The organism is Azospirillum fermentarium (assembly GCF_025961205.1).
In the GTDB taxonomy this organism is placed as follows: domain Bacteria; phylum Pseudomonadota; class Alphaproteobacteria; order Azospirillales; family Azospirillaceae; genus Azospirillum; species Azospirillum fermentarium.
In genome coordinates, this window is record NZ_JAOQNH010000002.1 from 277,025 (window position 1) to 302,166 (window position 25,142).

Annotated in this window: 23 protein-coding genes, 1 pseudogene and 1 riboswitch; of the genes and pseudogenes, 15 read left to right on the forward strand and 9 right to left on the reverse strand. The window is 68.0% G+C overall.

The features are described from left to right. Positions 1-74 precede the first annotated feature (74 nt). Complete coding sequence (locus M2352_RS16205) at positions 75-1,436, reverse strand: hypothetical protein (protein ID WP_264665606.1); 1,362 nt, start codon at positions 1,434-1,436, stop codon at positions 75-77. A gap of 291 nt (positions 1,437-1,727) precedes the next feature. On the opposite strand from M2352_RS16205, the gene M2352_RS16210 reads away from it, so the two are divergent. From M2352_RS16210 to hutG, 5 genes are all read left to right on the forward strand, one after another. After that, entirely contained in the window at positions 1,728-2,468 is a 741-nt protein-coding gene (locus M2352_RS16210) for a substrate-binding periplasmic protein (RefSeq protein ID WP_264665607.1), read from the forward strand. 292 nt (positions 2,469-2,760) lie between these two features. Next, positions 2,761-4,431, forward strand: a complete 1,671-nt coding sequence (locus M2352_RS16215) for a methyl-accepting chemotaxis protein (RefSeq protein ID WP_264665608.1) — start codon at positions 2,761-2,763, stop codon at positions 4,429-4,431. Between the two features lie 250 nt (positions 4,432-4,681). Beyond that, complete coding sequence (locus tag M2352_RS16220; protein ID WP_264665609.1) at positions 4,682-5,152, forward strand: hypothetical protein; 471 nt, start codon at positions 4,682-4,684, stop codon at positions 5,150-5,152. Positions 5,153-5,187: 35 nt separating this feature from the next. Further along, a complete protein-coding gene (locus M2352_RS16225; protein WP_264665610.1) occupies positions 5,188-7,713 on the forward strand; it encodes a hypothetical protein in 2,526 nt (841 codons plus the stop codon). A gap of 148 nt (positions 7,714-7,861) precedes the next feature. Continuing rightward, positions 7,862-8,686: an N-formylglutamate deformylase gene (gene hutG / locus M2352_RS16230; protein ID WP_319802049.1), complete on the forward strand. Its 825-nt coding sequence runs from the start codon at positions 7,862-7,864 to the stop codon at positions 8,684-8,686. A gap of 28 nt (positions 8,687-8,714) precedes the next feature. Here the strand turns inward: hutG and M2352_RS16235 are convergent, their stop codons facing one another. Genes M2352_RS16235 through cueR form a run of 3 tightly spaced genes read right to left on the reverse strand, consistent with a single transcriptional unit; the run spans position 8,715 to position 10,538 of the window. Next, positions 8,715-8,915: a heavy-metal-associated domain-containing protein gene (locus M2352_RS16235; RefSeq protein ID WP_264665611.1), complete on the reverse strand. Its 201-nt coding sequence runs from the start codon at positions 8,913-8,915 to the stop codon at positions 8,715-8,717. A gap of 25 nt (positions 8,916-8,940) precedes the next feature. Then, positions 8,941-10,122 (reverse strand): divergent polysaccharide deacetylase family protein, encoded by a 1,182-nt coding sequence (locus tag M2352_RS16240; protein WP_264665612.1) that lies wholly within the window; start codon positions 10,120-10,122, stop codon positions 8,941-8,943. After that, positions 10,122-10,538: a Cu(I)-responsive transcriptional regulator gene (cueR, locus tag M2352_RS16245; RefSeq protein WP_264665613.1), complete on the reverse strand. Its 417-nt coding sequence runs from the start codon at positions 10,536-10,538 to the stop codon at positions 10,122-10,124. Before cueR ends, M2352_RS16240 begins: the two co-directional genes overlap by 1 nt. A gap of 229 nt (positions 10,539-10,767) precedes the next feature. Here cueR and M2352_RS16250 point away from each other — a divergent pair, with 229 nt between their 5' ends. The 8 genes and pseudogenes from M2352_RS16250 to M2352_RS16285 all read left to right on the forward strand — a co-directional run bounded on the left by M2352_RS16250 (position 10,768) and on the right by M2352_RS16285 (position 17,521). Continuing rightward, positions 10,768-11,352, forward strand: coding sequence for an anthranilate synthase component II (locus M2352_RS16250; RefSeq protein WP_264665614.1), 585 nt, complete (start codon positions 10,768-10,770; stop codon positions 11,350-11,352). 14 nt (positions 11,353-11,366) lie between these two features. Next, positions 11,367-12,416 carry an anthranilate phosphoribosyltransferase gene (trpD, locus tag M2352_RS16255; RefSeq protein WP_264665615.1) on the forward strand — a complete coding sequence of 350 codons (1,050 nt, stop codon included), beginning with the start codon at positions 11,367-11,369 and terminating at the stop codon, positions 12,414-12,416. Then, entirely contained in the window at positions 12,413-13,204 is a 792-nt protein-coding gene (gene trpC, locus M2352_RS16260; protein ID WP_264665616.1) for an indole-3-glycerol phosphate synthase TrpC, read from the forward strand. The genes trpD and trpC overlap by 4 nt, the downstream gene beginning before the upstream one ends. Before the next feature lie 82 nt (positions 13,205-13,286). Then, positions 13,287-13,676, forward strand: a pseudogene (locus M2352_RS16265) (GNAT family N-acetyltransferase); the annotation flags it as partial. A gap of 63 nt (positions 13,677-13,739) precedes the next feature. Continuing rightward, a complete protein-coding gene (moaC, locus tag M2352_RS16270) occupies positions 13,740-14,219 on the forward strand; it encodes a cyclic pyranopterin monophosphate synthase MoaC (RefSeq protein WP_264666351.1) in 480 nt (159 codons plus the stop codon). Then, positions 14,201-15,433 carry a molybdopterin molybdotransferase MoeA gene (locus tag M2352_RS16275; protein ID WP_454464567.1) on the forward strand — a complete coding sequence of 411 codons (1,233 nt, stop codon included), beginning with the start codon at positions 14,201-14,203 and terminating at the stop codon, positions 15,431-15,433. Before moaC ends, M2352_RS16275 begins: the two co-directional genes overlap by 19 nt. A 108-nt stretch (positions 15,434-15,541) precedes the next feature. Further along, on the forward strand, positions 15,542-16,249 hold the full coding sequence (gene lexA, locus M2352_RS16280; protein ID WP_264665617.1) for a transcriptional repressor LexA: 708 nt from the start codon (positions 15,542-15,544) through the stop codon (positions 16,247-16,249). A gap of 198 nt (positions 16,250-16,447) precedes the next feature. Next, a riboswitch (SAM-I-IV-variant riboswitch) is annotated at positions 16,448-16,556 on the forward strand. A gap of 41 nt (positions 16,557-16,597) precedes the next feature. Continuing rightward, a complete protein-coding gene (locus M2352_RS16285; protein WP_264665618.1) occupies positions 16,598-17,521 on the forward strand; it encodes a homoserine O-succinyltransferase in 924 nt (307 codons plus the stop codon). A 37-nt stretch (positions 17,522-17,558) separates the two neighbouring features. Here the strand turns inward: M2352_RS16285 and M2352_RS16290 are convergent, their stop codons facing one another. Beyond that, positions 17,559-18,458 (reverse strand): EamA family transporter, encoded by a 900-nt coding sequence (locus M2352_RS16290; protein WP_264665619.1) that lies wholly within the window; start codon positions 18,456-18,458, stop codon positions 17,559-17,561. Between the two features lie 192 nt (positions 18,459-18,650). On the opposite strand from M2352_RS16290, the gene M2352_RS16295 reads away from it, so the two are divergent. Further along, positions 18,651-19,589 carry a DMT family transporter gene (locus M2352_RS16295; protein ID WP_264665620.1) on the forward strand — a complete coding sequence of 313 codons (939 nt, stop codon included), beginning with the start codon at positions 18,651-18,653 and terminating at the stop codon, positions 19,587-19,589. 6 nt (positions 19,590-19,595) lie between these two features. Here the strand turns inward: M2352_RS16295 and M2352_RS16300 are convergent, their stop codons facing one another. The 4 genes from M2352_RS16300 to M2352_RS16315 form a co-directional block, all read right to left on the reverse strand. Continuing rightward, positions 19,596-19,862, reverse strand: coding sequence for a hypothetical protein (locus tag M2352_RS16300; protein ID WP_264665621.1), 267 nt, complete (start codon positions 19,860-19,862; stop codon positions 19,596-19,598). A gap of 37 nt (positions 19,863-19,899) precedes the next feature. Next, positions 19,900-20,094 (reverse strand): hypothetical protein, encoded by a 195-nt coding sequence (locus tag M2352_RS16305; RefSeq protein WP_264665622.1) that lies wholly within the window; start codon positions 20,092-20,094, stop codon positions 19,900-19,902. 233 nt (positions 20,095-20,327) lie between these two features. After that, positions 20,328-21,671 carry a hypothetical protein gene (locus M2352_RS16310; RefSeq protein WP_264665623.1) on the reverse strand — a complete coding sequence of 448 codons (1,344 nt, stop codon included), beginning with the start codon at positions 21,669-21,671 and terminating at the stop codon, positions 20,328-20,330. Next, positions 21,668-22,771: a hypothetical protein gene (locus M2352_RS16315; RefSeq protein WP_264665624.1), complete on the reverse strand. Its 1,104-nt coding sequence runs from the start codon at positions 22,769-22,771 to the stop codon at positions 21,668-21,670. Before M2352_RS16315 ends, M2352_RS16310 begins: the two co-directional genes overlap by 4 nt. 186 nt (positions 22,772-22,957) lie before the next feature. Here M2352_RS16315 and M2352_RS16320 point away from each other — a divergent pair, with 186 nt between their 5' ends. Next, on the forward strand, positions 22,958-24,955 hold the full coding sequence (locus M2352_RS16320) for an AsmA family protein (protein WP_264665625.1): 1,998 nt from the start codon (positions 22,958-22,960) through the stop codon (positions 24,953-24,955). Positions 24,956-25,142 lie beyond the last annotated feature (187 nt).

Here is a 25,142-nt window from a genome sequence, read left to right on the forward strand (position 1 = left end):
CCGCCGGTCATGAAAAAAGCCGCCGCCATCTCCCGATGGCGGCGGCTTCTTCATCTTTTCATGGGTGCCGGCTCTCAGCCCTGCAAAAGACCGTTCAGCCCCGCCAGCAGCACCGCCGCGGCCACGGCCACCACCACCGTGCCGGCCAGGTTGCGGCTGAACAGCAGCCGGGGGAAGGGGACGGCGAACATCTGCGCCGCCACCATCATGGTGACCCCCACCGGCGACACCGTGACCGCCAGGCTCCACCCCATCACCAGCGCCACCGCCAGACACAGCGGTTCCACCGGCGCCGGCTGAACCGCGAAGATCCCCAGCAGCACCGCGGCGGAAATGGCGGGGTGGAAACCGCAGGCCCCCGCCGCCAGCATGATGGCGAACACCGCCAGCAGCAGCGGCAGCGGCGGCAGCCCGGCCAGGAACGGCGCCACGGTGGCGGCGAATCCCGGCACCTCGGTCAGCACGGCGGCAAACACATTGGCCGCCGCCACCAGAAGCAGTTCGTCGCTGCCATAGACCAGCCCGGTCAACGCCGTCTTCAGCGCCTTGGGGGCCTGACGGATGCCGTTCACCAGCAGCAGGCCCGCCGAAACGAACGGCACCCCCACCACCACCGCACCCATGGCGCTCATTCCGGTCAGCGCCATGATTCCCAGGAACACCGCGGCGATGGCGGCTCCCAGCGGCGCCAGCGGCAAGAGCGCGTGGATGATTCGCCCCAGCGAGACCGGCCCCGTGCGCCCCAGCGCCAGATCGGCCCCCAGCGCCAGCAGCGACAGCACCAGACCGGTCAGAATCACCATGCCGGAATCCGTGCCGTGCATCTGGTGGGTGACATAGGCCACCCCGACGAAGAACGGCGACCAGAAGGCGGTGAAGCAGATGCCGCGCACCGATGCCAGCGCCGCCGCCCGTTTGTCCGCCGCCGCCGCATCGGCCGGCAGCAGCGGCGCCAGCACCGCGTGCGCGCCGAACGACAGGAAGCTGCCCAGACCAAAGGCGCCGACGGCGAACCCCCCCTCCACCTCCCGCGGGCGCAGGCGGGCCAGGCGGCGGCGCACCGCCAGGATCGCCGGGCCGCCGTGGGCCACTGCCCGCAAAAGTTGCAGAACCGACAGGAACGCCCCCAGCAGCATGGCGTTGTGCAGCCCCCGCCACACCGGCTCCAGGCTGCCGGTCAGCAGGGTGGCGCCCACCACCGCCGCCGCCAGCAGCCCGAACAGAACCCGCGTGGCCGTGCGGGCGCGCAAGAAGGCCGGCGGCAGGAACACCGCCACCAGCACGGCCGCGATATCCCCCAGAAGCGGAGCCTGGGCCGGTGACAGAAGCGCGACAAATTGCAGCGCCGTCAGGGCCAGAAGCAGCGCCTGAATAAGAACACGGTTGCCCGCGCGCAGCAGGCCAGCGGCGCCGATAGAGAGGGATGTCTCGCTCATGAGGAATTTACCGTAGAAGATTCAAGGGGTTGGCAAAAGTGGGCAAGCCACCCGCCAGTGTCTTTACATATCTGCGTATTCAATCAATTTAAGACATCATAACCGAATATGCATCCTTTCAGATACAATGAATTAAGACTCTTGTCGTCAGAGTGGTTTTGAACGAATACTGCTTTCGGATGGGAACGAACGAACCTGTTCGCTCTCACCGTGTTCCGGCCGAATGAATAAAACGCTACGTAAGAGGGAAGCATGTTGAAGAACCAGAAGTGGACGAACGCACTGGATGCCATGCTCGCAAAGGGGCGCCAGACGCTCGCCATTGCGCTGGTTGGCGGTGCCGTGGCCATGGGTGCGGCGGCTCCGGCTTACGCGGACGTTGCGCGGGTGGTCACCGCCAGCTTCGCCCCGCTTACCGACGAAACCGGCGCCAAGAAGGGGCTCCTCTACGATCTCGTCGCGGCGATGATGAAATTGCAGAACGAGGCCAAGCCCATCGAATTCATGAGCTGGGCCGATGCGGTGAAGGTTTCCAAGGACCAGAAGAACGTCCTGATCTTCCCCATGACCCGGACCGCCTCGCGGGAAGCCGACTACGTCTGGTTGACCAAGATTTTCGACATGGACCGTTCCTATGCCGGGCGTCCGGGCAGCACGGCGGTCAAGGATACCGCTGGCGCCAAGGCGCTGGCGGGTGTCGGCACCACGTCGCCCAGTGCGTCGCTCGATTATCTGAAGAAGCAGGGGCTGACCAACATCGTCGAGTTCCCCACGTCCCGTGAGCTGATGAAGGCGCTGCTGGACGGAAAGATCGACGTGGCCTATCAGCCCAATCCCTTCTCCAAGTCCGACTGGAAGGCGGTTGGTGGCCAGGGCGCCCTGGTTCTCGGTGAACCGCAGGAACGCTCCGCCGCGTATCTGGCGGCCAGCAAGGGGTCGGACGTGAAGCCCGATGACTGGCAGGGTGCTCTCCAGGTGCTTGAGCAGGAGGGCACGGTGGAGAAGCTGGTCAGCGAATACGGCATGAACTGATCCAGGCCGTGACGTTGCGGACGGGCTGGGTTGGGGCGTGAGAACGGCATAATCCTTGAGTGGCGGTGTTTGCTCCTTTTTGGTGTTTTTCCTGCCATGACTCAGCTTTTCCGTAGCGTAACGGATCATTTGCAATTCGTTTGGTTGATTAAGATTTACCTTTCCCGATTATCGCGGGTTAAGGTGTGTGGAAATTCGCCCGACTGCGCGCGCGTGTAGCCGGTGCCGCCCGTGGCGGTCTGCGTGGTTCCCCTGCCGTGCGGGCGTTTCCTGCGTAGGATGGAGAGCATCGATGCCGGTGACTGGAAGAGCCCATGAATCGCGCCCGCAGGGGTTCGCCCTGCGCAGCGTCAGCCAGAAGATCATCGTGTGGGTGGTGGTGCTGCTGGCGCTGGGGCTGGGTGGCCTTGTTTCCTATCAGACGGTCCAGACGGAAAGCTTGGCCATCCGGGCGTTCGACAACAGTGCGTTCCGGCTGACCGCGCTTCTGGCCGACAATATGGCCCCCGCCGTCCGCTATGCCCGCCTCGAAGCGCTGAAGGGCGCTTACGGCGAAACGGCGCAGGACCCCTCGACCAACCTGGAAGGGGTGCTGATCCTCGACAAGACGGGAAAGGTTCTCGACACCTTCAACCGCGGCAAGAGCGACGAGGCGACCCTGAAGCGTTTTGCCGAGGAGGATCGGGCCACGGCCGACAGCGGCCGCGCGCTTCGTGCCCTGGATGGGCATACGCTGGTGATGGTGCCGGTGCTGAACGGCCAGCAGCGTGAGCGGGTGGGGTATCTGGCCGCCGCGTGGAGCCGTGAAGCGACCCTGAACCAGATCCGGTCCGACACCCAGACCTCGATCCTGATTTCGGTGGGCGTGGTGGCGGTCCTGGTGGTGGCGCTGTTCTGGCTGGTGGGCCGGGTGGTGATCCGGCCGACCCAGGAAATCTCCGCCGCCATGCAGAAGATTTCGGGCGGCGACCTGAACATCGTCCTGTCCTGCGGCCACCGCGCCGACGAGATCGGCACCATCGCCCGCGCGGTGGAAGTGTTCCGCGACAGCACCGCCCGCGTGCGCGACATGGCTGCCAACGAGGAACGGATGAAGGAGGAGGCGGAGGCCAACCGCCATGCCCTCATCACCCGCCTGCTGGCCGATTTCGAAGCCAACGTGTCGTCGGTGCTGGAAAGCTCGCTGAAGGCGGCGGCGGAAATGGGTGAATTCGCCCATGTCATGGCCCGGCGCATCAGCGAGGCGGAAAAGGGGGCGGTGGACATCGCGTCCGCCACCACCGGCACGCTGGACAACGTGGGCAGCATCGCGTCGGCGACCGAGGAACTGTCGGCGACCACCGCGGAGATCTCCCAGCGGCTGAACCAGTCGGCGGAGGTGGCGCGCAACACCGCCGACGCGGCCGACCAGACCAGCCACACCATCGAGGCGCTGGCGACCCAGGCCCTGCGCATCGGCGACATCGTGAAGCTGATCAACGACATCGCCACCAAGACCAACCTCTTGGCGCTGAACGCCACCATCGAGGCGGCGCGGGCCGGCGAGGCGGGCCGCGGTTTCGCCGTGGTGGCGAGCGAGGTGAAGCAGCTCGCCAACCAGACGGGCCAGGCGACCGAGGAGATCACCCAGCAGATCAACAACGTCCAGCAGGCCACCCACCGGGCCGTGGACGAGATCAAGTACATCTCGAAGGTTGCCGAGGGCGCGCGGGAAATCGCCACCGGTATCGCCGCGGCGGTGGAGGAACAGACCATCACCACCCAGGAAATCTCCCGTGCCGCCGGCCATGCCGCCAACGGCACCCAGGCGGTGGCCTCCAACATCTCCATGGTGACCAGCGAGGTTACCGACGCCAGCCACATGGCGCAGGATCTGCTGACCGCCTCGCAGCGGCTGTCGGAGCAGTTCCGCCAGTTGAAGCATCAGGTGACGGTGTTCGTGGACCACGTTCGCGCCGCCTGACGTTCCACACACGCACGATCATCGAAAGGGGGAAGCCGGGAGACCGGCTTCCCCCTTTTTATTTGAAAATTTCATGTGAATCTTTAAATATCTGAAAGAGTATTTGTTCCTATCCTCAAGAAAAATTATCTTTTATATCGTGACATAACGGAGATAAATTCCCCATACTTTTGTGTGTGCTATGAAATTTTTCTTGCCTTTCCTTGTGGCTGTATTGGCATCGCTTTCGGTGTGGGCGGCGCCCGCGCGGATGTCCTGGCAGGATGGGGTTGCCCGTCTGGGGCAAGAGCGGCACCAGGCGGAAACCTGTGCCGCGGTCATCAAGGCCCGTGGCAGCGTGGCCATGATTGACAACGCCCTGATGACCTATTCCGGCGCAAAGGCCGAGATAGACGGGATCATTGCCGGTCTGGTGGTGGCCTTGGCAAAAGACGACGAGCCGGGCAGTCTGTCGTCGCTGAACCCCCGTCTGGAGCGCGCCACCGCGGGCCGTGAAAGCCTGTGCCGGACCGCGCGCTCCCTTCTTGCCCCCGATCCCGGTGCCAAAGGCGGTGAACTCGCGGCAATCGTCGAGGGGGTTGTGGGATCGCTCATCGACGCCGCCAGAGCGCTTATCATCGATAGCCGGGAGCGGGATGCCCAGACCCGGAAAACCATTCAGAATCAGATCGAGGCCCAGGCCTGGGCCCCTTTCGATGCCATTGTGCCGGCACGGTTATGAATGGGCTTTTTTCCCGTTGTGCCGTCAGGGTGCTGGTGGCGGTCCTGTTCGTGGCCGGCGGGGCGCCGCTGGCCGCGGCTCAGAGCAAAAAGGATATTTTCGACGGTTCGGCGCCTGCGGTCGCCCCGGAACGGCACATAGGTTCCATCCGTCAGATCGCGGTGGATGCCGACGGGCGTTTCGCCGTCATGGCCGCCGACGACAGGGTGGTTCGGATCTGGTCGCTGGAGACCGGAAAGCAGGAAACCCCGATTTTCGTGCCGATGGGCAATGGGGCTTCCGACCGGCTTTATACCGTTGCCATCAGCCCCGACGGCACCCTGATCGCTGCCGGGGGGCGGGCCGCGGGGGAAAAGATCGAGCAGTTCATCTATCTGTTCGACCGGCATGGCAGGCGCCTCGTCAAGCGGTTCTCATCCCTGCCGACGGCGACATTCCATCTTCTTTTCTCACCCGATGGCAGGCATCTGGCTGCGGCCTTCGGCGGTGAAGCGGGGCTGCGTGTGTATGGCCGTGATGCCAAGTGGGGTGAAATCCTCCGTGTTCCGGCAGACAGGGACGATGCGGAGATCCGCGCGGCAGCCTTCAGCCGTGATGGGCGGCTGGTGACGGCCAACGGTGATGGGGCGATCCAGCTTTATGACCGTTCCTTCGTTCAAAAGGCGGCTCAGGAAACACACAAGGGGCGGGAGCCGTCCTCGATCGCCTTTTCCCCGGATGGCACCAAGCTGGTGATCGGTTTTACGGATTCGGCCGGGTTGGAGGTGCGTGACGGCCAGACGCTTGCTCCGTTGCCGGCACCGGATACCAGTGTCATCACGGGCGGCAACCTGCCGAGAACCGCATGGTCGATGGATGGCCGTGTGATCCTGGCCGGCGGGCGCCTTCGGCGCGAAGACCCGGACACTGCCGGGGTCTGGGGATGGAGCGGCGCGGAATCATCCAAGCAGCAGACCATTCTGGCTGGAAAATCAGATCTGAAGACCCTGATTCCGTTAAGCGATGGCGGCATCCTGGTTGCGGACGCCGAAGGGTATCTGGCGCGTTTGGGCGCGGATGGGCGCGTGCGGTGGGATCATCACTTTCACAAGGCCGACTTCCGTGGCCAGCACGGGGCAGTGGCCGTTTCCCATGACGGCATGACCGTTGCTTTCGGCTTCGGGGCCGGCGGGCAGGATCAGGCGCGTTTCCATATGGCGGGGCTGACATGGCTGCCGCCTGGGGACGCGCCCGCCGTTTCGGGGCTCCCCTCCATCGGGAGCGATCCCATGCCGGCCCAGGTTCGCAAAGCGGTGAACCGTTATCTCAGCCGCTTTGAAAAAGATGCCGATCCGGTGGCCGTATCATGGCGGCATGGCTTCATCGTCGGGACCGAATGGGCGTTGCGGCGTCATGATCCCACCGGAAGGCAGGTATGGAAGCAGGCCGCCCCCGGCCCGGTTCTGGCCGTGACGGTCAGCGGCGATCAGCGGATGGCGGTCGCGGCCTATGGTGATGGCAGCATCCGCTGGCATCGGATGGACGATGGCGGTGAGCTGCTGGCTTTCATGCCGTTGGGAAGCCGCGCCGTCTGGGTGGCCTGGACCCCCCAGGGGTTTTACGCCGCCTCGGCAGAGGCGCGGAAGATACTGCAAAAGCCGGTCAGCCAGGTCCGGGGGATGGTGGCGGAAGGCGTGCCGGTGGCGGATTTCCCGAATCTGTACCAGCCCGATGCCATCAAGCTGGTGCTGCAGGAAGGAGAAACCCCGCGTGCGCTTGGTCTTGCCACGATGAAGGCCGCGCGTGACGCGATTCGCCAACGCTCCAGTGCAGCCCGTGATGCCACGCTGCATGTGCTGACCGTCGGGATCAACGAGTATGGGGAACAGGCTCAAAGGCTGCGGCTGCGTTTTGCCGAGCAGGATGCCCGTGATATCGGCGCCGCTCTGGATGGCGAACAGGGAGCCCCCTACCGAAGCATCCGTTCCTTCTTCCTGTCCAATGAGATGGCCGGGCGGCGCGGCATCTTGGATACCCTGTATCTGATCGAAGAGGGAATGACGGGGGGAAGCGATCAGAATCTGGCCGTCCTTATGTTCTCCGCCCACGGAGCCATGCGGGGAGGAACCTATTATCTTCTGCCCTATGGGGTCGATATCCTGTCCCGCTCCGCCTTTTCTGGAACGGCTTTGTCCCTGCCGGAACTGCAGACCCATGTGAGAGCCCTGGCGAAAAAGGGCCGTGTGCTCCTCCTTCTCGACACCTGCCATTCCGGCGCGGCGGGGGAGGCATCCGACGCCAACACCCTGATCACGGGCTTGGCCGAGACCAACATCACCGTCATCACCTCTTCCTCCTCCGCCGAGAAATCCTATGAGACCGAGGCGTGGGGGCACGGTGCCTTCACCCTGGCCCTGCTGGAAGCCTTTGCGGGGAAGGCCGATACCAACCGCAACGGCATGATCGGGGTTGGCGAACTGGTCTCCTATCTGAGGGGCCGCGTCGGCGCCCTGACCAATGGTGCCCAAACGGTGGGCGTCAAGACGATGTTCGAGGGGGATCTGTTCGCCGCCGGCCTGTGATGCCGGCATGCCCGGCCACTTCCTTACCCACACAGGCCGAACCGGGTAATAAAAACGTAATAGTGTTTGACGCTGGAGTCCCTTGTCAGCATAGTCCTGCATGTCGCAGCGCAACATTCCGCTGCCTCCGGTTCACGGCCCGAGGTGCATGATGGACAATTTCCGGTTTCAGCCGGGTGAGACACCGGTCCTGTTGTCGATCCCCCATGTCGGCACCGCCCTGCCCGACGACCTGAAGCCGCGCCTGACCGATGCGGCTCTGGCGGTGCCCGACACCGATTGGAATCTCGACCGGCTCTACCACTTCGCCCCGGCACTGGGCGTGGGGTTTCTCAAGGCCACGTGGTCGCGCTATGCGGTGGACCTGAACCGCGATCCGGCGGGGGCGGCGCTCTATGCCGGCGCAGACAACACCGAACTCTGCCCGCTGTCCACTTTCGACCGCGAGCCCGTCTACCGGCCGGGGCAGGAGCCGGACGCCGATGAGGTGCAGCGGCGCATCGACGCCTATTGGCGCCCCTACCATGAAAAGCTGGAGGCGGAGCTGCAGGCCATGCGCGACCGCTTCGGCGTGGCCGTGCTGTTCGACGCCCATTCCATCCGCTCGCGGGTGCCGCGGTTCTTCAAGGGGCGGCTGCCGGATTTCAACATGGGGACCGGGGGCGGCGTCACCGCATCCCCGTCGCTGGTGCACCGGGTGATGACGGCGCTGGGCGCCGACGAGAAGCACTCCGCGGTGCTCAACGGGCGCTTCACCGGCGGGTACATCACCCGCACCTATGGCCGCCCGGACCAGAACATCCACGCCATCCAGCTCGAACTCAGCCAGATCACCTATATGGACGAGGAAGCCCCCTTCCGTTTCCGCGACGACCGGGCGGACGTGGTGCGCCCGACGCTGCACCGGCTGATCACCGCCCTGGTGGAATGGGCGTGGAAGAACGCCGAGGGGCCGCGCCGGTCGTTCCTGTAACGGCGTCCGGCGCGGGCCCGGGGCGCGCTCAGGCGGCGCCGGCAAATTCGAAGCCGGCCTTTTCCACCGCGGCCTTCACGGTGCCGGCGTCGGCACCGTCCACGGTGACGGTGGCGGTGGGCAGGTCCACGGTGACGCTGGCGCCCGGTGCCGCCTTGGTGATGGCGTTGGTGACGGAGCGGGAGCAGCCGCCGCAGGTCATGCCGTTCACCTTGTACTGTTCAGCCATATCGATCACTCCTTACCGGTTGAATTTAGCCGCCGACGCCGCGGGCGCGGACGACGGCGCTGATGGTGACCAGGGTGAAGCCGCGCTTCTGCACTTCGGGCAGCCACGCGGCCAATGCGTCGATGGTGGCGTCGTGGGGATGGCCGATGGCGATGGCCACACCCTGGTGACGGGCCACCGCCTCGGTCCGCGACAACTGCGTGCGCACGGCCGTCACGGTTTCCACATTGTCCAAAAACACGTCCCGCCCGGCGAAGGGCAGGTGCAGCGGGCCGGCCAGCCCGCCGGCCGCGCTGTTGGGGGTGGTGCGGCTGTCCAGCCACAGCAGGCCGCGCTTCTGGATTTCCGCCAGGACCGGCGCCATCAGGCTGCGGTCGGCGGTGAAGCGGCTGCCCATGTGGTTGTTCACCCCCACATAGCCGTCGAAGCTGGCCAACGCCGCCGTCAGCCGCCGCCGGATCTCCTCCGCCGGCAACGAGGACAGCAGGGCATTGGGGCCGGGGTCGGCCTTTACGCTGGGCTCCATGGGCAGGTGGACCATCAGCTCGTGCCCCGCCGCCCGCGCGGTCTTGGTCTGGGCGGGCAGGTCGTGGGCATAGGGCAGCCACGCCAGCGTCAGCGGCGCCGGCAATCCCACCACGCGGGCCGAGCGCTTGCGGTCCAGCCCCATGTCGTCGATGACGATGGCGATGGCCGGACGGTCAGGCAGAACCCGCGACGGCACCGCGTTGCGCTGCCATGCCGGCGTCCCGCCGCGGGGCGGCTGCGGCGGGGGCAGCAGGGCGGTTTCCACCGGTTTTTCCGGCTGCGGGGGAATCGCCGCTGCCGGGGCGGGCGGGGCGGCGTCGGGGTTGGTGCCCGGTTCCGGCTCGGTGACGCCCAGGGGCGGCGGGTCCGCCGGCTCGGGCACGGCCTCGGCAGCCGGGGGCGGTGGCGGCGGCAGGGGAGGCGGCTTCACGGCCACCTGCGCCACCGGCGTCTGCACGGCGGGGGCGGGGGGTGTCATGGGCCGGCTGAGGAAATGGTTGGCGGTGATGACGGTGGCGGCCAGCGCCACCAGCACCGACAGGGCCAGCCCCACCGGGTGCGACCCCAGCCGCTGGGCGGCGGCAAAGGCACGCCCGATGGCCCCCGGCAGGGTGGCGCTTTTGCGCTTCCGGCTGCGGGTGCCGGTCTTCTTCGCGGGGGTCTTGCGGGACGGGGCCATCAGTGCACCCCTTTGCCGTGGCAGCAATCCCCGGTGGCAAGGCCATCGAGAATCGGGCAGTCGGGGCGGTCATCCCCGGCGCAGCGGTCCACCAGCGCCATCAGGGTGCGGCGCATCGCCTGCAACTCGGCGATGCGGGCGTCGATTCCCGCCACATGATCCAGGGCCAGGGCGCGCACGTCGGCGCTGGCGCGGCCGCGGTCGTGCCACAGGGCCAGCAGTGCCGACACCTCCCGGACCGAAAACCCCAGGGTGCGGGCGCGGTGGATGAAGCGCAGGGTTTCCACGTCCGAATCGGAATAGACCCGGTAGCCCGCCGCCGTGCGCCCGGCGGAGGGAATCAGTCCGACTCCTTCATAATAACGGATGGTCTTGGCCGGAACGCCGGAGCGTTTGGCCGCGGTGCCGATGTTCATCTGGTCCTGCCCTGCCCATCACCCGTGCCGCCGCCACCGGCCCGCACGGCGCCCAAGGTGGCACCGGGGCCGTGCGGCTGCAACAGGATGCTTGCCGGGACATGGTGTAAGCCTTCCAGCGGCGGGAAGGTCAAGAGGGTGCCGCATCGCCACGGCGCTGGAAATCCGCGCCGTGCGGGGATAGGGTAGCCGGCATCTGGAACGGGGCCGGAACGCCGGGAACACCGCAATGCTGCTGCTCATCGACAACTACGACAGCTTCACCTACAACCTCGTCCATTACCTGGGCGAACTGGGTGCCGAGGTGGAGGTCCGCCGCAACGATGCCCTGACGGTGGAGGAGGCGCTGGCGCTCCGTCCCGACGGCATCGTGCTGTCCCCCGGCCCCTGCGACCCGGACAAGGCCGGCATCTGCCTGCCGCTGATCGCGGCGGCGGCGGAACACCGGGTGCCGCTGTTCGGCGTGTGCCTGGGCCATCAGGCCATCGGGCAGGCGTTCGGCGGGCGGGTCATCCGTGCGCCCGTGCCCATGCACGGCAAGGTGGACACCATGCACCACGACGGCCAGGGCGTGCTGCGCGGCCTGCCCAGCCCGTTCCGCGCCACCCGTTACCATTCGCTGATCGTGGAGCGCGACACGCTGCCCGATTGCCTGGAGGTCACCGGCTGGACCGAGGATGGCCTGATCATGGCCATGCAGCACCGCGACCTGCCCATTCACGGCGTGCAGTTCCACCCCGAAAGCATCGAGAGCGAGCACGGGCACGCCATCCTGGATAATTTCCTGTCCCTTACTCTCGAAACCGCCGAATAACGGAGACCGCCCGCATGAGTGCCCCCGCCGCCGGTGACATCACCGATATGAAGGCCGTTCTGGCCCGCGTCGCCGCCGGCATGGCGCTGAGCGAGGCGGACGCCGGGTTCGCCTTCGACACCATCATGTCGGGCAACGCCACCCCGGCCCAGATCGGCGGCTTTCTCATGGCGTTGCGGGTGCGCGGCGAAACGGTGGACGAAATCACCGGGGCCGCCCGCGTCATGCGCGCCAAGGCCGTGCCGGTCGAAGCCCCGCCGGGCACCATCGACACCTGCGGCACCGGCGGCGACGGGGCCGGCACCTACAACATCTCCACCGCCGCGGCCATCGTGGCGGCGGCCTGCGGCGTGCCGGTGGCCAAGCACGGCAACCGCGCCATGTCGTCCAAATCGGGGGCGGCGGATGTGCTGGGGGCGCTGGGCGTCAATCTCGACTGCGACATGTTCCTGGTGCGCAAGGCGCTGTGGGAGGCCAGGATCGGCTTCCTGATGGCGCCGCGCCACCATCTGGCCATGCGCAACGTCGGCCCGGCGCGGGTGGAACTGGGCACCCGCACCATCTTCAACCTGCTGGGGCCGCTGTCCAACCCGGCGGGGGCCAAGCGCCAGTTGCTGGGTGTGTTCGCCAAACAATGGGTGGAGCCGCTGGCCCATGTGCTGCACCGGCTGGGGTCGGACGCGGCGTGGGTCGTCCACGGTTCCGACGGGCTGGACGAGATCACCACCACCGGCCCCACCACGGTCGCCGAACTGCGCGACGGCACGGTCCGGGTGTTCGAAATCGTGCCGGAAGAGGCGGGCGTGTTCCGCGCCCGGCCCGAGGACCTGCGCGGCGGCGACCCCGCTGCCAACGCCGCGGCCATCCATGCCCTGTTCGACGGCGCCCACGGCCCGTACCGCGACATCGTGGTGCTGAACGCCGGGGCGGCGCTGGTGGTGGCGGGCAAGGTCACGGCGTTGAAGGACGGTGTGGAACTGGCCCGTGCGGCCATCGACAATGGCGGGGCGCGCACGGTGCTGCACCGTCTGGTCACCACCACCAACGAGGCGGTGCCCGCATGAGCGACGTTCTGACCCGCATCTGCGACGACAAGCGCGCCCATGTGGCCGCGTGCAAGGCCGCCCGGCCCGTGAGCGTGGTGGAGGAGGCCGCCCGCGCGGCCTCGGCCCCCCGCGGGTTCAAGGCGGCGCTGAAACGGGCGGTGGCCGAGGGGCGCTATGGGCTGATCGCCGAGATCAAGAAGGCCAGCCCGTCCAAGGGGCTGATCCGTGCCGATTTCGACCCGCCGACGCTGGCGCGGGCCTATGCCGCCGGCGGGGCCTCGTGCCTGTCGGTGCTGACGGACGAGCCGTATTTCCAGGGCCGCGACGACTATCTGGTGGCGGCGCGGGCGGCGGTGGATCTGCCGTGCCTGCGCAAGGATTTCATGGTGGACACCTATCAGGTGGCGGAGGCGCGCGCGCTGGGCGCCGACTGCATCCTGATCATCATGGCGGCGCTGGAGGATGCCCGGGCGGCGGACCTGCTGGCCGCTGCCCGCCAGTGGGGCATGGATGTGCTGGTGGAGGTCCACGACCGGGCCGAGACCGAACGGGCCTTGCTGCTGGACGCCGAGCTTCTGGGCGTGAACAACCGAAACCTGAAGACCCTGGCCGTGGACATCGCCACGACGGAGGAACTGGCCGCCCTGGTTCCGGCGGGCAAGATGCTGGTGTCGGAAAGCGGCCTCTACACCCCCGCCGACCTGTCCCGCATGGCCGCCGTCGGCGCCTCGTGCTTCCTGGTCGGCGAATCCCTGATGCGTCAGGACGACGTGACCGCCGCCACCCGCGCGCTGCTGGCCCGATAGACGGGATGCAAGGGCCGTCGGCCCTGGCCCGGGGTATCGGGGGCAGCGCCCCCGACCGTGTTCGACTGAGGAGACCTTCGCCATGGCGCATTTGGTGATCGAGGCCGCCGACCCCCGCTCCCCCGATGCCCGGCGGCTGATAACGGCGCTGGACGAGGCGCTGAACGCCACCTATGACCCGTCCGAGAACTATCTGTTGGACGTGGACCGCCTGGCCGCGCCGGACATGCGTTTCTTCCTGGCTCTGGCCAACGGTGTGGCGGTGGGCTGTGCCGCCCTGCGCATCGACGCCGACGGGTATGGCGAGGTCAAGCGCATGTTCGTGGACCCGCCCGCCCGCGGCACCGGCGTGGGCCGCCGCCTGCTGGAACGGCTGGAGGGTGAGGCGCGCGGCCTCAATCTCCCCCGGCTGATGCTGGAAACCGGGGTGAAGCAGCCGGAGGCGCTGGCCCTCTACCGCGCAGCCGGGTTCCACGAGCGTGGCCCCTTCGCCGATTACCCGCCGCTGGAGCGCTCGGTGTTTCTGGAAAAGAGCCTGACGGGCTTCAGCCACTTCGACACCGAGGGGCGCGCCCTGATGGTGGACGTGTCGGAAAAGACGGAAACCGAACGCACCGCCACCGCCCGCGGCAGCGTCATCATGCAGCCCGCCACCCTGCGTCTGATCCACGAGGGCGGGGTGAAGAAGGGCGACGTGCTGTCGGTGGCGCGTTTGGCCGGCATCATGGGGGCCAAGCGCACGCCGGACCTGATCCCGCTGTGTCATCCGCTGGCGCTGACGGGGGTGACGGTCGATCTGACGCTGGATCCCGACCGCAACGCCGTGGACATCACCGCCACCTGCAAGCTGAAGGGCCGCACGGGCGTGGAGATGGAGGCGCTGACCGCCGTCTCGGTCGCCGCGCTGACCGTCTATGACATGTGCAAGGCGGTGGACCGCGGCATGGTGCTGACCGACATCCGGCTGGTGCACAAGGCCGGCGGCAAGAGCGGCGAATGGGTGGCGGCGTCATGATCCCGGTGGCCGAGGCGCTGGCCCGCATCCTGTCGGCGTGTGCGCCGCTGCCGGCGGAGACGGTGTTCGTGACCGAGGCGCTGGGCCGGGTGCTGGCCGAGCCGGTGGCGGCGCGGCTGACCCAGCCGCCGTTCGCCAACGCCGCCATGGACGGGTGGGCGGTGCGCGCCGCCGATCTGGCGGGGGCGCTGGCGGACGCGCCGGTCATGCTGACCCGCATTGGCGAATCCGCCGCCGGTCATCCCTTTGCCGGGCAAGTGGGGCCGGGGCAGGCGGTGCGGATCTTCACCGGAGCCGCCATTCCCGACGGCGCCGACGCGGTGGTGATGCAGGAGGACGTGACGGCGGAGGGTGGCAGGGTGCGCATCCCGGTGGCACCGCGTCCGGGCCGCTTCATCCGCCCCGCCGGGCTGGATTTCACCGCCGGCGACGTGCTGATCCCCGCCGGGCGCCGGCTGACCGCCCGCGACGTGGCGCTGGCCGCCGGGGCGAACGCCGCGTGGGTGCGCGTCCACCGCCGCCCGCGGGTGGCGGTGCTGGCGACCGGCGACGAGATCCGCCTGCCCGGCGAACCGCTGGAGCCGGGGCAGATCGTCAGTTCCAACGCCATCGCCCTGTGCGCGCTGGTGACGGTGGAGGGCGGGGTGGCCCACAATCTGGGGGTGGCCGCCGATACGCCCGGCGCACTGGCCGAACTGGCCGCAGGCGGCGCCGGAGCCGACCTGCTGGTCACCGCCGGCGGGGCGGCCCAGGGCGACCACGACCACGTGCGCGCCGTGCTGGGCCGGGATCTGACGGTGGATAGTGTCGCCATGCGCCCCGGCAAGGGCGTGCTGTTCGGCGCCGGCGGGGGGCAGCGGTTTCTGGGCCTGCCCGGCAACCCGGTGTCGGCGGCGGTGGCGGCGGTGGTGTTCCTGCGGCCCATCCTGCGGGCGTTGCAGGGCATGGCGCCGGGGGATGACGGCACGGTGCCGGCCACGCTGGGGGCTTCCCTGCCGCCGTGCGGCGAGCGGGCGGATTTCGTGCGCGCCACCCTGACGCGCGGCGATGACGCGGGGTGGGTGGCGACGCCCTTTTCCCGGCAGGACAGCGCCATGATGTCCCGGCTGGCCCGCGCCGACGGGCTGATTGTGCGGGAGCCCTTTGTCCCCGCCGCTGCGGCGGGGGAACGGGTGGCGGTGCTGCCCCTGACGGGTGGGGCCGTGGGACTCTGACAGCCGTAAATTTTGCGCGGGAGATACGCTTCCGGCTTGACGGGGATGCGGAACCAAACTAGAACATATGTGTGTGGTTTGTTCCAGTTTTCGGGGCCGGAGGCGACAATGCTCACGCGCAAACAGCACGAATTGCTGCTTTTCATTCATGAGCGGCTGGGCCAGGGCGGGGTGTCGCCTTCCTTCGACGAGATGAAGGACGCGCTCAATCTCAAATCCAAATCCGGCATCCATCGGCTCATCACCGGGCTTGAGGAACGTGGTTTCATCCGCCGCCTGCCCCACCGCGCCCGCGCGCTGGAGGTGCTGCGTCTGCCCGAAGGGATGGAGAACGGCGCCGCCGCCAAGGCCGGGCGCAGCCGGTTCCAGCCCAACGTCATCAAGGGCGATTTCGCCAACGCCCTGATGGGCCGCGCCACCGACGGGGCGGGGGAGGCGCTGTCTCTGCCGCTCTATGGCCGCATCGCCGCGGGCACTCCGATCGAGGCGTTGCGGGACACCAGCAATTTCATCGACGTACCCACCGCCATGCTCTCCCCCGGCGATCACTACGCGCTGGAGGTGGCCGGTGATTCCATGATCGACGCCGGCATTCTGGACGGCGATACCGTCATCATCCAGCGGTGCGATGCCGCGGAAAACGGCGTCATCGTCGTCGCCCTGGTGGATGACAACGAAGTGACGCTGAAGCGTCTGCGCCGCAAGGGCAACACCATCGCCCTGGAGCCGGCCAACACGGCCTATGAAACGCGCATCTTCGGTGCCGACCGCGTGCGGGTGCAGGGCCGGCTGGCCGGGCTGATCCGGCGGTATTGAGCGGGCAGCGGAGCTTTCCCATAAAGACGATGTGTTGTTGCGGGTGATTTCCGTTGCCGGTGCGCGAAATCACCCATGGTGCCGCCTTGGTTCGCCATGGCGAAAAGAAACGGTTTTCCTGAAGAAAAATAGGGTTTTACCCGGCGCCACTGCGGCATTTCCTGCCATTGCCAAAGTGCTGAGGCCCCGCTAAGATCCGTCCCGCATCAAGAGTTGGGCCGACGCCCAACGCCAACCTGCCGTTCCGGGCAAGGTGGCGCTTCCATTCGGGAGGATGTGGCCCAAGCCGGCAACCAAACGGACAAAGCCACACGACGTCGGACCCGCCAGAACAGGACCGACGGACCCATGCCGATCAAGATCCCCGACAATCTGCCCGCCCGCCGCACCCTGGAAGCCGAGGGCGTGATGGTCATGCGTGAAGCCGACGCCGTGCGGCAGGACATCCGCCCGCTGCGGATCGGGCTTTTGAACCTGATGCCCAACAAGATCAGCACGGAAACCCAGCTTGCCCGGCTGATCGGTGCCACGCCGCTGCAGGTGGAATTGTCGCTGGTGCGCATCACCAACCACGTGGCCCGCCACACACCCGCCGATCATATGGCGTCGTTCTACCGCCCATGGGACGACGTGCGGGCCGAACGGTTCGACGGCTTCATCATCACCGGCGCCCCGGTGGAACGGTTCCCGTTCGAATCCGTGACCTATTGGGACGAGTTGCGGCGCATCTTCGACTGGACCCAGACCCATGTGCATCACTGCTTCACCATCTGCTGGGCGGCACAGGCGGCGGTGCATCATTTCTACGGCGTGCCCAAGCATGAACTGCCGGCCAAGGCGGCGGGCATCTTCCGTCACCGCAGCCTGGTTCCGGCCTCGCCGTTCCTGCGCGGCTTCTCCGACGATTTCCCCATCCCGGTGTCCCGCTGGACCGAGGTGCGGCGGCGGGATCTCCCGTCCAACGCCGGGCTGACGGTGCTGGCCGAAAGCGACGAGACGGGGCTGTGCCTGCTCGACGATCCGGCGCACCGCATGCTGCACATGTTCAACCACCTGGAATACGACACCACCACGCTGGCCGACGAATACAACCGGGACCGGGCGGCGGGCATGGAGATGCCGGTGCCGAAACACTACTTCCCCAGCGACGAGCCCACCCACCGGCCGGTCAACAGCTGGCGCGGCCACGCGCACCTGCTGTTCGGCAACTGGATCAACCAGATGTACCAGACCACGCCGTTCAACGTGGACAGCATCGGCCTGGCCGCGTAAGCGGTCGGGGAGGAGAGGGGCGGAACCGGTTGATGGCTCAATCCGGTGTCGGTGCCGCAGGTTCCGGCCGGATGGTCGCCGTCGCCCCGGTGGAGGCGGCGATGACCGCGGCGATGGCCAGCCATTGCAGCAGGCTGAGGTTTTCCCCCAGCAGCACCAGCCCGCACAGGGCGGCGATGGCCGGTTCCGCGCTCATCAGCGTGCTGAACGTGGCCGACGGCAGGCGCGACAGGGCGGAGATCTCCAGCGTGTAGGGCAGGGCGGTGGACAGGACCGCCACCGCCAGCCCCGGCAGCAGCACCGCCGGGGACAGCAGGGCGGAACCGGCGTCGATCACCCCCACCGGCACCACCAGCACGGCGGCCAGGGCCACCCCCAGCGCGCTGCCCCGCGTGCCGAGATCGGTGCCGGCCTTTTTCCCGAACAGGATATAGACGGCCCAGAACAGGCCGGCGGTCAGGGCATAGCCCGCGCCCACCGGGTCCACCCCCGATTCGAGCCCGTCCAGCGGCAGCAGCAGCAGCAGCCCGGCCACCGCCAGCACCACCCACAGCACATCCAGCATGCGCCGCGCACCGGCCAGCGCCACCGCCAGCGGGCCGACGAATTCCAGCGCCACCGAAATGCCCAGCGGCACCGTGCGCAACGACAGATAGAAGGTGAGGTTCATCACCCCCAGCGACGCACCATAGACGGCCACCGCCCGCAAGGTGGCGCGCGGCACCCCGCCGTTGGCGAACAGCCGCCAGGGCCGCAGCACCACGCACAGGATCGTGGCGCCCAGCCCAAGCCGCAGGGCTACCGTACCCGGCGTTCCGACCACGGGGAACAGTCCCTTGGCCAGCGACGCGCCGGTCTGCAGCGACACCATGGCGGCCAGCACCAGCAGCACCGGAACCAGGACGGACGATGGGGTGGCGCGGGCGCTCTGGCTCATCGGCAGCACCTTGACGTTGAAAAGCTATACGGGGAGGTGGACCCGGATCTTTGCCGCCGGGCGCCGGAACTGCAAGCCATTGGCCGAAATCTGCCCATGCGATGGGCACAGGACGGCCCTGCGGGCTGGGGGGGTGCTCGAACGGGGTGCCAGAGCTTAGCTTCTCGGCCCTGCTTCCCCTTGGGTCAGATCATGAGCGCACCCGCCAACAGCCTGTCGCCCGCGTCCTCGTCCGCCGCATCGGCCCGTGCCGGCATCCTTTTGATGCTGCTGGGCATGTCGCTGTTCACCATCAACGACGCCCTGGGCAAATGGCTGGTCACCGACTATCCCGTGGCGATGCTGCTGGCGGTGCGCAGCCTGTTCGGGGCGGTGCTGCTGCTGCCGCTGATCCTGCGCGACGGGGTGGGGCGGGTGTTCGCCGTGCGGCGGCTGCCGCTGCATCTTTTGCGGGTGGGCTGCGTCACGACGGAAATCGCGTGCTTCTATTGGGCGGTGCGGTCGCTGCCGCTGGCCGACGTGATGACCATCTACATGGCGGCCCCGCTGATCGTCACCGCCCTGTCGGTGCCGCTCCTGAAGGAAAAGGTGGGCTGGCGCCGCTGGGTGGCGGTGCTGGTGGGTTTTGCCGGGGTGGTGCTGGTGCTGAACCCCACGGGGGCTTTCGATCCCATCCCGTCGCTGGTGGCGCTGGCCGGGGCCACGGTGTTCTCGCTGGGGCTGGTCACCACCCGCATGCTGCGCGCGGACGGCACCCTGACCCTGGTGTCGTACCAGACCATCGGCACCGGGGTGATCGGCGGGGCGGTAGCCTCTTCCGGGTGGGTGATGCCGGGAATGATGGATTTCCTGCTGCTGGGCCTGCTGGGGGTGGTGGCCCTGGCCGGTCACGCGGCCATGAACCGGTCGCTGGCGCTCAGCCCGGCGGCGGTGGTGGTGCCGTTCCAGTACATCGCCATCGTGTGGGCGGTGATTCTGGATCTGGTGGTGTGGGGAACCGCCCCCAGCGTGCAGGTGCTGGCCGGTGCGGCGCTGATCATCGGCAGCGGGCTGTTCGTGTTCTACCGCGAACAGCGGACCGCCCATGGGGTGGCGGCGGAAAGCAACCCGAATTTGGGGCCGGGTTCGTAAAGACCGTCACTGCATGTTGAACGCCGTCCGCCGCCGGATGGTGGCGAGCGTCAGGGCATGGTGGCTGATCTGTGCCCGGTAATCCCGGTCCACCTTGCTGAAGGCGGCATAGGCGAAGCGGATGGAGGCGTCGGTCTTCAGCCGCATCGCCTCCTCCAGGGCGTTGCGCAGGGTGCGCAGTTCCACGATGCCGTGCACGTACACCATGTCCACCGCGGCGGCCAGAATCTCCACCGAACAGAGGGTCGCGCGGTCATCCAGGGTCAGCGGCACGGCTGGAACACGGGCAGTTTGAAAGTCTGGAGTCATTCTAGCAGGCGGATGGCTGCAATTCCAGCGCCCGCGCCCGCTCCAGCCGGTCCCGTGCTGCGGCAAGCTGAAGCCGCGACCGGGCGAAGGCGTCGGCAAAGGTGGGGGAGGAATCGCACAGCCGCATCTGCGTCAGCGCTTCGGACGCTTCATCCAGCAGGTTCAGGCGCTGAAACAGGATCGTGTGGGTGTCCATGGCCGTGCTTGTCCTCTCCGTCATGATCAATGGCTTTATGCTTTTATTAACGTATCATTTATTGTGCATTTTAAACACATCCCATGCGTCGGGCTATGCCGCCGTCTCGGGACAGAAAACCGTTTAAGATCTTATGGTTGTGAAAACGGCTGACAGGTGCGTCACACCGCCACAGGCGGCGGCCGGCATCGAAGCCGCACCCAGTGGTTACACCGAGCGGCCCGCCATGGCGGTCAAAGGGGCCGTGTGGCGTTCAGGATTCCCGTCATGATGCGGTTGGCTTCCGCCGGTCCGGCGATCAGCTCGACCATACGGATGGCCTGGAATCCCACCGGTCCGGCCTGCATCGGTTCTCCGCCGCTGGCGGCAAAGGCGGTGCGGGCGGCGTCGGTCAGGGATGCGACGGTGCTGTCGGTTACCGTCCGCATCTCGGTGCGCATGCCCAAGCCCTCGGCCACGGTGCTGCATTTGCGCAGGGCGCGGGCGTGACCCTCGGCCTCCAGCAGCCGTTCGCGCCCGCTGTCGGTTTCGGTCGGCGGGGTCAGGGCGGCCAGGATCGACGGACCGGCCCCGTCCAGAACCTGGGTTCGGATCAGGTCGTGCAGGGCGGCGCGCACCCGTTTCAGCCGCGGCTCGAACTCCGGGCGGGGGGTGGCGCCAAGGGCGGTGCGGGTGGCCTCCAGGCCGGCGGCCAGATGCACGGCCAGATCAGCCACGGCCAGCCGGCTGCCGTGCCCGGTTCCTTCCGTGGCCATGCGGGTCGCCTGATCCTCGATGGACGCGACGATGCCGTCGCTGAGGGCCAGGAACACACCGGCCCGGTCGGCGCCCCGCAGCCCGAAATCCAGCCCCGGCAGGGCCGGCAGCAGCCGGGCCGGGTCGGCCAGCCGGGCGGAGGCGGCCAGGACGAAGACGGCCAGCGCCGCCGGCCGTTCCCGCACCACCCGCCGGCCCAGCCGCTGGATGCCTTCCAGGTGTTCGGGGTGCAGCTTGGGCAGCGGCTTGGGCGCCAGCAGTTCCTGAAGCTCGTGCAGTTCGGGGGCCACCGCCATCAGGTGGGCCACGTCGGTCACCGCCGCCACCCGTCCGGGGTTGATGCGGGCGTCCAGCTCCTCCATCAGCCGGCCGATTTCCGCCTGCCGGGCGATGTGGTCGGTGGCCTCCGCCCCGATGGCCCACAGTTCCTGGCGGATGGTGGCCAGCGCCACCGGATCCGCGCCGGCACCCTGGAGCCGGGCGTTGAGGGCGGAGATCCGCTCCGGCCCCGCGTGGCGTTCCACCAGCGGCCACAGGCGGTTGACCAGATCCCGCTCGATCACCCGCGGCGGCCTGGGCGCCTTGGGGTCGAAGGGGGAGAACAGATCCTCGAACGGCTGGCAGAACAGCCGTTTCAGCGCCGGGCGCCGCCGCGGGCGCACCGCCGCCAGCCGCGGGCGGATGAGGGAGAAGGTCTTGCGCACCTCCGGGTGGTCGGCCATGTGCTCCAAGAGGCCGACGACCTGCCGGAACCGGCCCTCGTCGATGTCCATCAGCGTGCCGCCCAGCGCCAGCAGGGATGCGGTGTCGCCCATGCTCATGCGGCGTGCGCCTTCACCGCTTCGATCCGCGCCACCAGATCGGCGTCGAGCTGCCCGGTGCGCCAGTCCACATAGGCGCGCACCGACCGCCGGTTGGCCGCCAGGATGCGGTCGGCGGCCAGCGTCAGGTCCATGCGGTCCTCGTCCTTGGGCAGCAGCGGCAGCACGCGGAAGATATCGTTGACCGCCATTTCCTGTTCCGCCCGCCCCTGGCCCTGGGCCTGCTCCCAGGTGGCGATCAGGAAATCCCACCCGTCCAGCAGCCACGCCATGCGGGTGCAGGCGCGGCGCAGGTCGCCGCGCCGCTCCTCCCACCCGCGCAGCAGCGCTTCGAACGCCTCGATCCCGCCGTCGATGCGGCCGGTGACGCCGCGGGCGTGGTTCAGGGTGTGTTCGGCCACCTCGGCGCAGAAACCGGCGATGGGGGCGGCCTCCGACACGTTGCCGGTGGACCACGCGGTCAGCCCGTCGCGGAACCCCGCCAGCCCGCGCATCAGCCGCCGCAGCCGCGCCGGACGGGGGGAGGTGACCAGCCCGATGGGTTCCATGAAGGCGGCGATCTCGGCCACCCGCAGATACAGCTCCTTGGCCTCGATGCCCAGCCGCTGGGCGGCCTTCAGCATGTAGCCGCGGGTCAGTTGCTGCCCCTGCGCCGAGGCCAGGCCGGCGCGCAGGATGTCGGCGGATTCCAGCCCCACCGCCCGCAACACCTCGGTGATGAGCTGGAAGTTGATGAGCAGGCGCTGTTCCGCCTCGTCGGCCAGGGCGGTAGCGGCGGCGTCGGCGGCCAGCGGTCCGGCCAGCCCGGTCCGGGCGGTTTCCAGCGCCGCCTTGCGGATATCCTCCGGCGAGCAACCGCCGGTGTTGACGATCAGTTCCTGAAGAAAACGGTCGTGAACCGTCATGGGAAAGGCCAGCGGCAGCGACGCCCACCCCACCACATAGACCCCGCGCCCCTCGGACAGGTTGGGGATCAGCACCTCCAGCCCACCGCGCTCGTCCCGCCGCACCCGCGTCTGGGCCAGGGTGGGGGTGGTGAAGGGCACCGCGGCCCCCCGTTCCTCGAACGTCGATGGAGCGTAATTGGTCAAGGACCGCATCGTCGCAACCTTTCGGTGACGGTGGCCGGAGAAGGCGCGGACAGGTTTCCTTCAGAGAAGCATAAAATTTTATGGACTTCAACGCGCGTCTCGGGCGGAGGGGGTATGCGGCGCATCGGGGGTGCCCCGTTCCAAACGCCCGGCCTATCCGTTGACACCGGCAAGGGAACGGATGGGGGACGGACCATGAAGATCTTGAAATGGGCCGCGGTCGCGGTGGTGGTCCTGGTTCTGCTGGCCGGGGTTGCGGTGGCCGGGCTGCTGTGGGGGGCGAACACGCAGACCGGGCGCCACATCATCGCCCGGCAGGCATCGGGCCTGCTGGGGCGGGACGTGGCGCTGGACGGGCCGCTGCACATCACGCTCGGCAACCCCCTCCTCATCACGGTGGAGGGGCTGCGCATCGCCAACCCGGACTGGGCCGCCGACGATCATCTGGCGGAGGTGCGGCGGCTGACGGTCAACCTGCGGCCTTGGCCGGTGCTGCACGGCGACTGGAATTTCCCTCTGGTGCGGGTGGAGGGGGCGGCCCTGTCCCTGGAGCGCAACGGCCAGGGTGCCACCACCTGGGCCTTCGGCACCCCCGGTGCGGCGGTGGCGGAAGACGTGGCCACGCCCGAGACCCGCCGCGACGCCCCCGTCATCGGGCGGCTGGAGATCGACGGCAGCCGGGTGCGCTACCGCGACGCGCTGACCGATCTCGACCTCGACACCACCGTGTCCACCGCCACCGGCGACAACCACAGCGACCGCATGGCGATGGAGGGCAAGGGCACCTTTGCCGGCGAAGCCTTCACCCTGACGGCGCAGGGGGGATCGCTGCTGTCCCTGCGCGACGGCAACGCGCCTTATCCGGTCAAGGTTTCCACGGTGGTGGGCAAGGCCCGCTCCACCGTCGAAGGAACGCTGGACGAACCGGTGCTGTTCCAGGGCGTCAATCTGGCGGTGCACCTGCAGGGCGACGACCTGTCCCGGCTGGTGGGGCTGTTCGGGGTGGTGTTCCCCAAGACCCGCGCTTACGACCTGTCGGCGCAACTGGCCCGCGACGCCGCCGTCTGGACCCTGACCGGCATCAAGGGGCGGGTGGGGGAAAGCGACCTGTCGGGGGACGTGCGCATCGATACCGGCGGCTCCCGGCCCCGCATCAACGGTGATTTGACCTCGCGCCGGCTGGCGGCGGTGGATTTGGCCGGCTTCGTCGGTGCGTCCCCCCGCGGGCGGGGCGATTACGACACCAAGAACCCCGCCCGCGTCCTGCCGGCCACCCCGGTCAGCCTGGAAAAGCTGCGCACCGCCGACATGGACATCCGCTTCACCGGCAAGCGGGTCGAGGCGCCGGGGACGCCGCTGGACGACCTGTCCATGCATCTGGTGCTGGAAGATGGACGGGCGGTGTTCGACCCCCTGGCCCTGGGCATGGCCGGGGGCCGCATCGAAGGCACGGTGGAACTGAACGGGCGGGAAAACGTGCCGGCCCTGGCCGCCGATCTGGCGATTCGCCGGGTGGATCTGGCCGCGTTCTTCCGCGGCACCGACTTCGCCCGCCAGATGGGGGGGACCATCAATGGCAGCGTGCGGTTGAAGGGCCACGGCCCCACCGTGGCCGACATGCTGGGGGTGGCCGACGGCAAGGCGGGCATGGCGGTGGACGGCGGGCGCATCAGCCTGCTGGCGGTCAAGGGGCTGAAGACCAACATCCTGGAAACATTGGGCATCGCCCTGTCCGGCGACCGCTCGGTGCCCTTCAATTGCATCGTCGCCGATCTGGAGATCCAGCGGGGGGTGGTGCGGTCGAAAGCGCTGGTGCTCGACACGCCCGAAGCGGTGGTGACCGGCGGGGGCGTGCTGAACCTGAAGACCGAAGCCATGGATTTCCGCATCCGCGGAGAGGCGAAGGAGGCGCAGATCTTCGCCACCCATGTGCCGGTGTCGGTGCAGGGCACGCTGCTCAACCCCGAACTCAGCTTCGATCCCACGGAATCCATCGCGCGGGGGGCCGGGGCGGTGGCGCTGGGGGTTCTGCTGACACCGCTGGCTGCGGTGGTGCCGTTGCTGGACGCCGGCAGCGACGAGCAGCCGCGCTGCAAGGCGCTGGTCCGTAATGCGAAAGACCCGGCCAAGGCTGGTAAGACCGGTTCCGGGGACAACCAAGGGAAGAGGCAGGAGAGCGGCAGTGGACGATAACCCGAAGTGGGTCTGAAAATAAGGTGAGTGGAGATCTTTCGTTTCGCCATTCATTTTTATTAGTCTTCGCTGTTGACGGAACGAGCGTTTCGCGTCATCGCTTACATATTCGTGTATTCTGTAACGCGCACACCCGTATGACACGCGGGGTGTGCCGGGGGCGGTTGCGGAAGGGGCGGATGGGGGC

Coding starts and splice junctions, on each gene's coding strand:
- M2352_RS16205 (WP_264665606.1), bottom strand. CDS start 1,436: ATGAGCGAGACATCCCTCTCTATCGGCGCCGCTGGCCTGCTGCGCGCG.
- M2352_RS16210 (WP_264665607.1), top strand. CDS start 1,728: ATGCTCGCAAAGGGGCGCCAGACGCTCGCCATTGCGCTGGTTGGCGGT.
- M2352_RS16215 (WP_264665608.1), top strand. CDS start 2,761: ATGCCGGTGACTGGAAGAGCCCATGAATCGCGCCCGCAGGGGTTCGCC.
- M2352_RS16220 (WP_264665609.1), top strand. CDS start 4,682: ATGTCCTGGCAGGATGGGGTTGCCCGTCTGGGGCAAGAGCGGCACCAG.
- hutG (WP_319802049.1), top strand. CDS start 7,862: ATGATGGACAATTTCCGGTTTCAGCCGGGTGAGACACCGGTCCTGTTG.
- M2352_RS16235 (WP_264665611.1), bottom strand. CDS start 8,915: ATGGCTGAACAGTACAAGGTGAACGGCATGACCTGCGGCGGCTGCTCC.
- M2352_RS16240 (WP_264665612.1), bottom strand. CDS start 10,122: ATGGCCCCGTCCCGCAAGACCCCCGCGAAGAAGACCGGCACCCGCAGC.
- cueR (WP_264665613.1), bottom strand. CDS start 10,538: ATGAACATCGGCACCGCGGCCAAACGCTCCGGCGTTCCGGCCAAGACC.
- M2352_RS16250 (WP_264665614.1), top strand. CDS start 10,768: ATGCTGCTGCTCATCGACAACTACGACAGCTTCACCTACAACCTCGTC.
- trpD (WP_264665615.1), top strand. CDS start 11,367: ATGAGTGCCCCCGCCGCCGGTGACATCACCGATATGAAGGCCGTTCTG.
- trpC (WP_264665616.1), top strand. CDS start 12,413: ATGAGCGACGTTCTGACCCGCATCTGCGACGACAAGCGCGCCCATGTG.
- M2352_RS16275 (WP_454464567.1), top strand. CDS start 14,201: ATGGGTGGCGGCGTCATGATCCCGGTGGCCGAGGCGCTGGCCCGCATC.
- lexA (WP_264665617.1), top strand. CDS start 15,542: ATGCTCACGCGCAAACAGCACGAATTGCTGCTTTTCATTCATGAGCGG.
- M2352_RS16285 (WP_264665618.1), top strand. CDS start 16,598: ATGCCGATCAAGATCCCCGACAATCTGCCCGCCCGCCGCACCCTGGAA.
- M2352_RS16290 (WP_264665619.1), bottom strand. CDS start 18,458: ATGAGCCAGAGCGCCCGCGCCACCCCATCGTCCGTCCTGGTTCCGGTG.
- M2352_RS16295 (WP_264665620.1), top strand. CDS start 18,651: ATGAGCGCACCCGCCAACAGCCTGTCGCCCGCGTCCTCGTCCGCCGCA.
- M2352_RS16305 (WP_264665622.1), bottom strand. CDS start 20,094: ATGGACACCCACACGATCCTGTTTCAGCGCCTGAACCTGCTGGATGAA.
- M2352_RS16310 (WP_264665623.1), bottom strand. CDS start 21,671: ATGAGCATGGGCGACACCGCATCCCTGCTGGCGCTGGGCGGCACGCTG.
- M2352_RS16315 (WP_264665624.1), bottom strand. CDS start 22,771: ATGCGGTCCTTGACCAATTACGCTCCATCGACGTTCGAGGAACGGGGG.
- M2352_RS16320 (WP_264665625.1), top strand. CDS start 22,958: ATGAAGATCTTGAAATGGGCCGCGGTCGCGGTGGTGGTCCTGGTTCTG.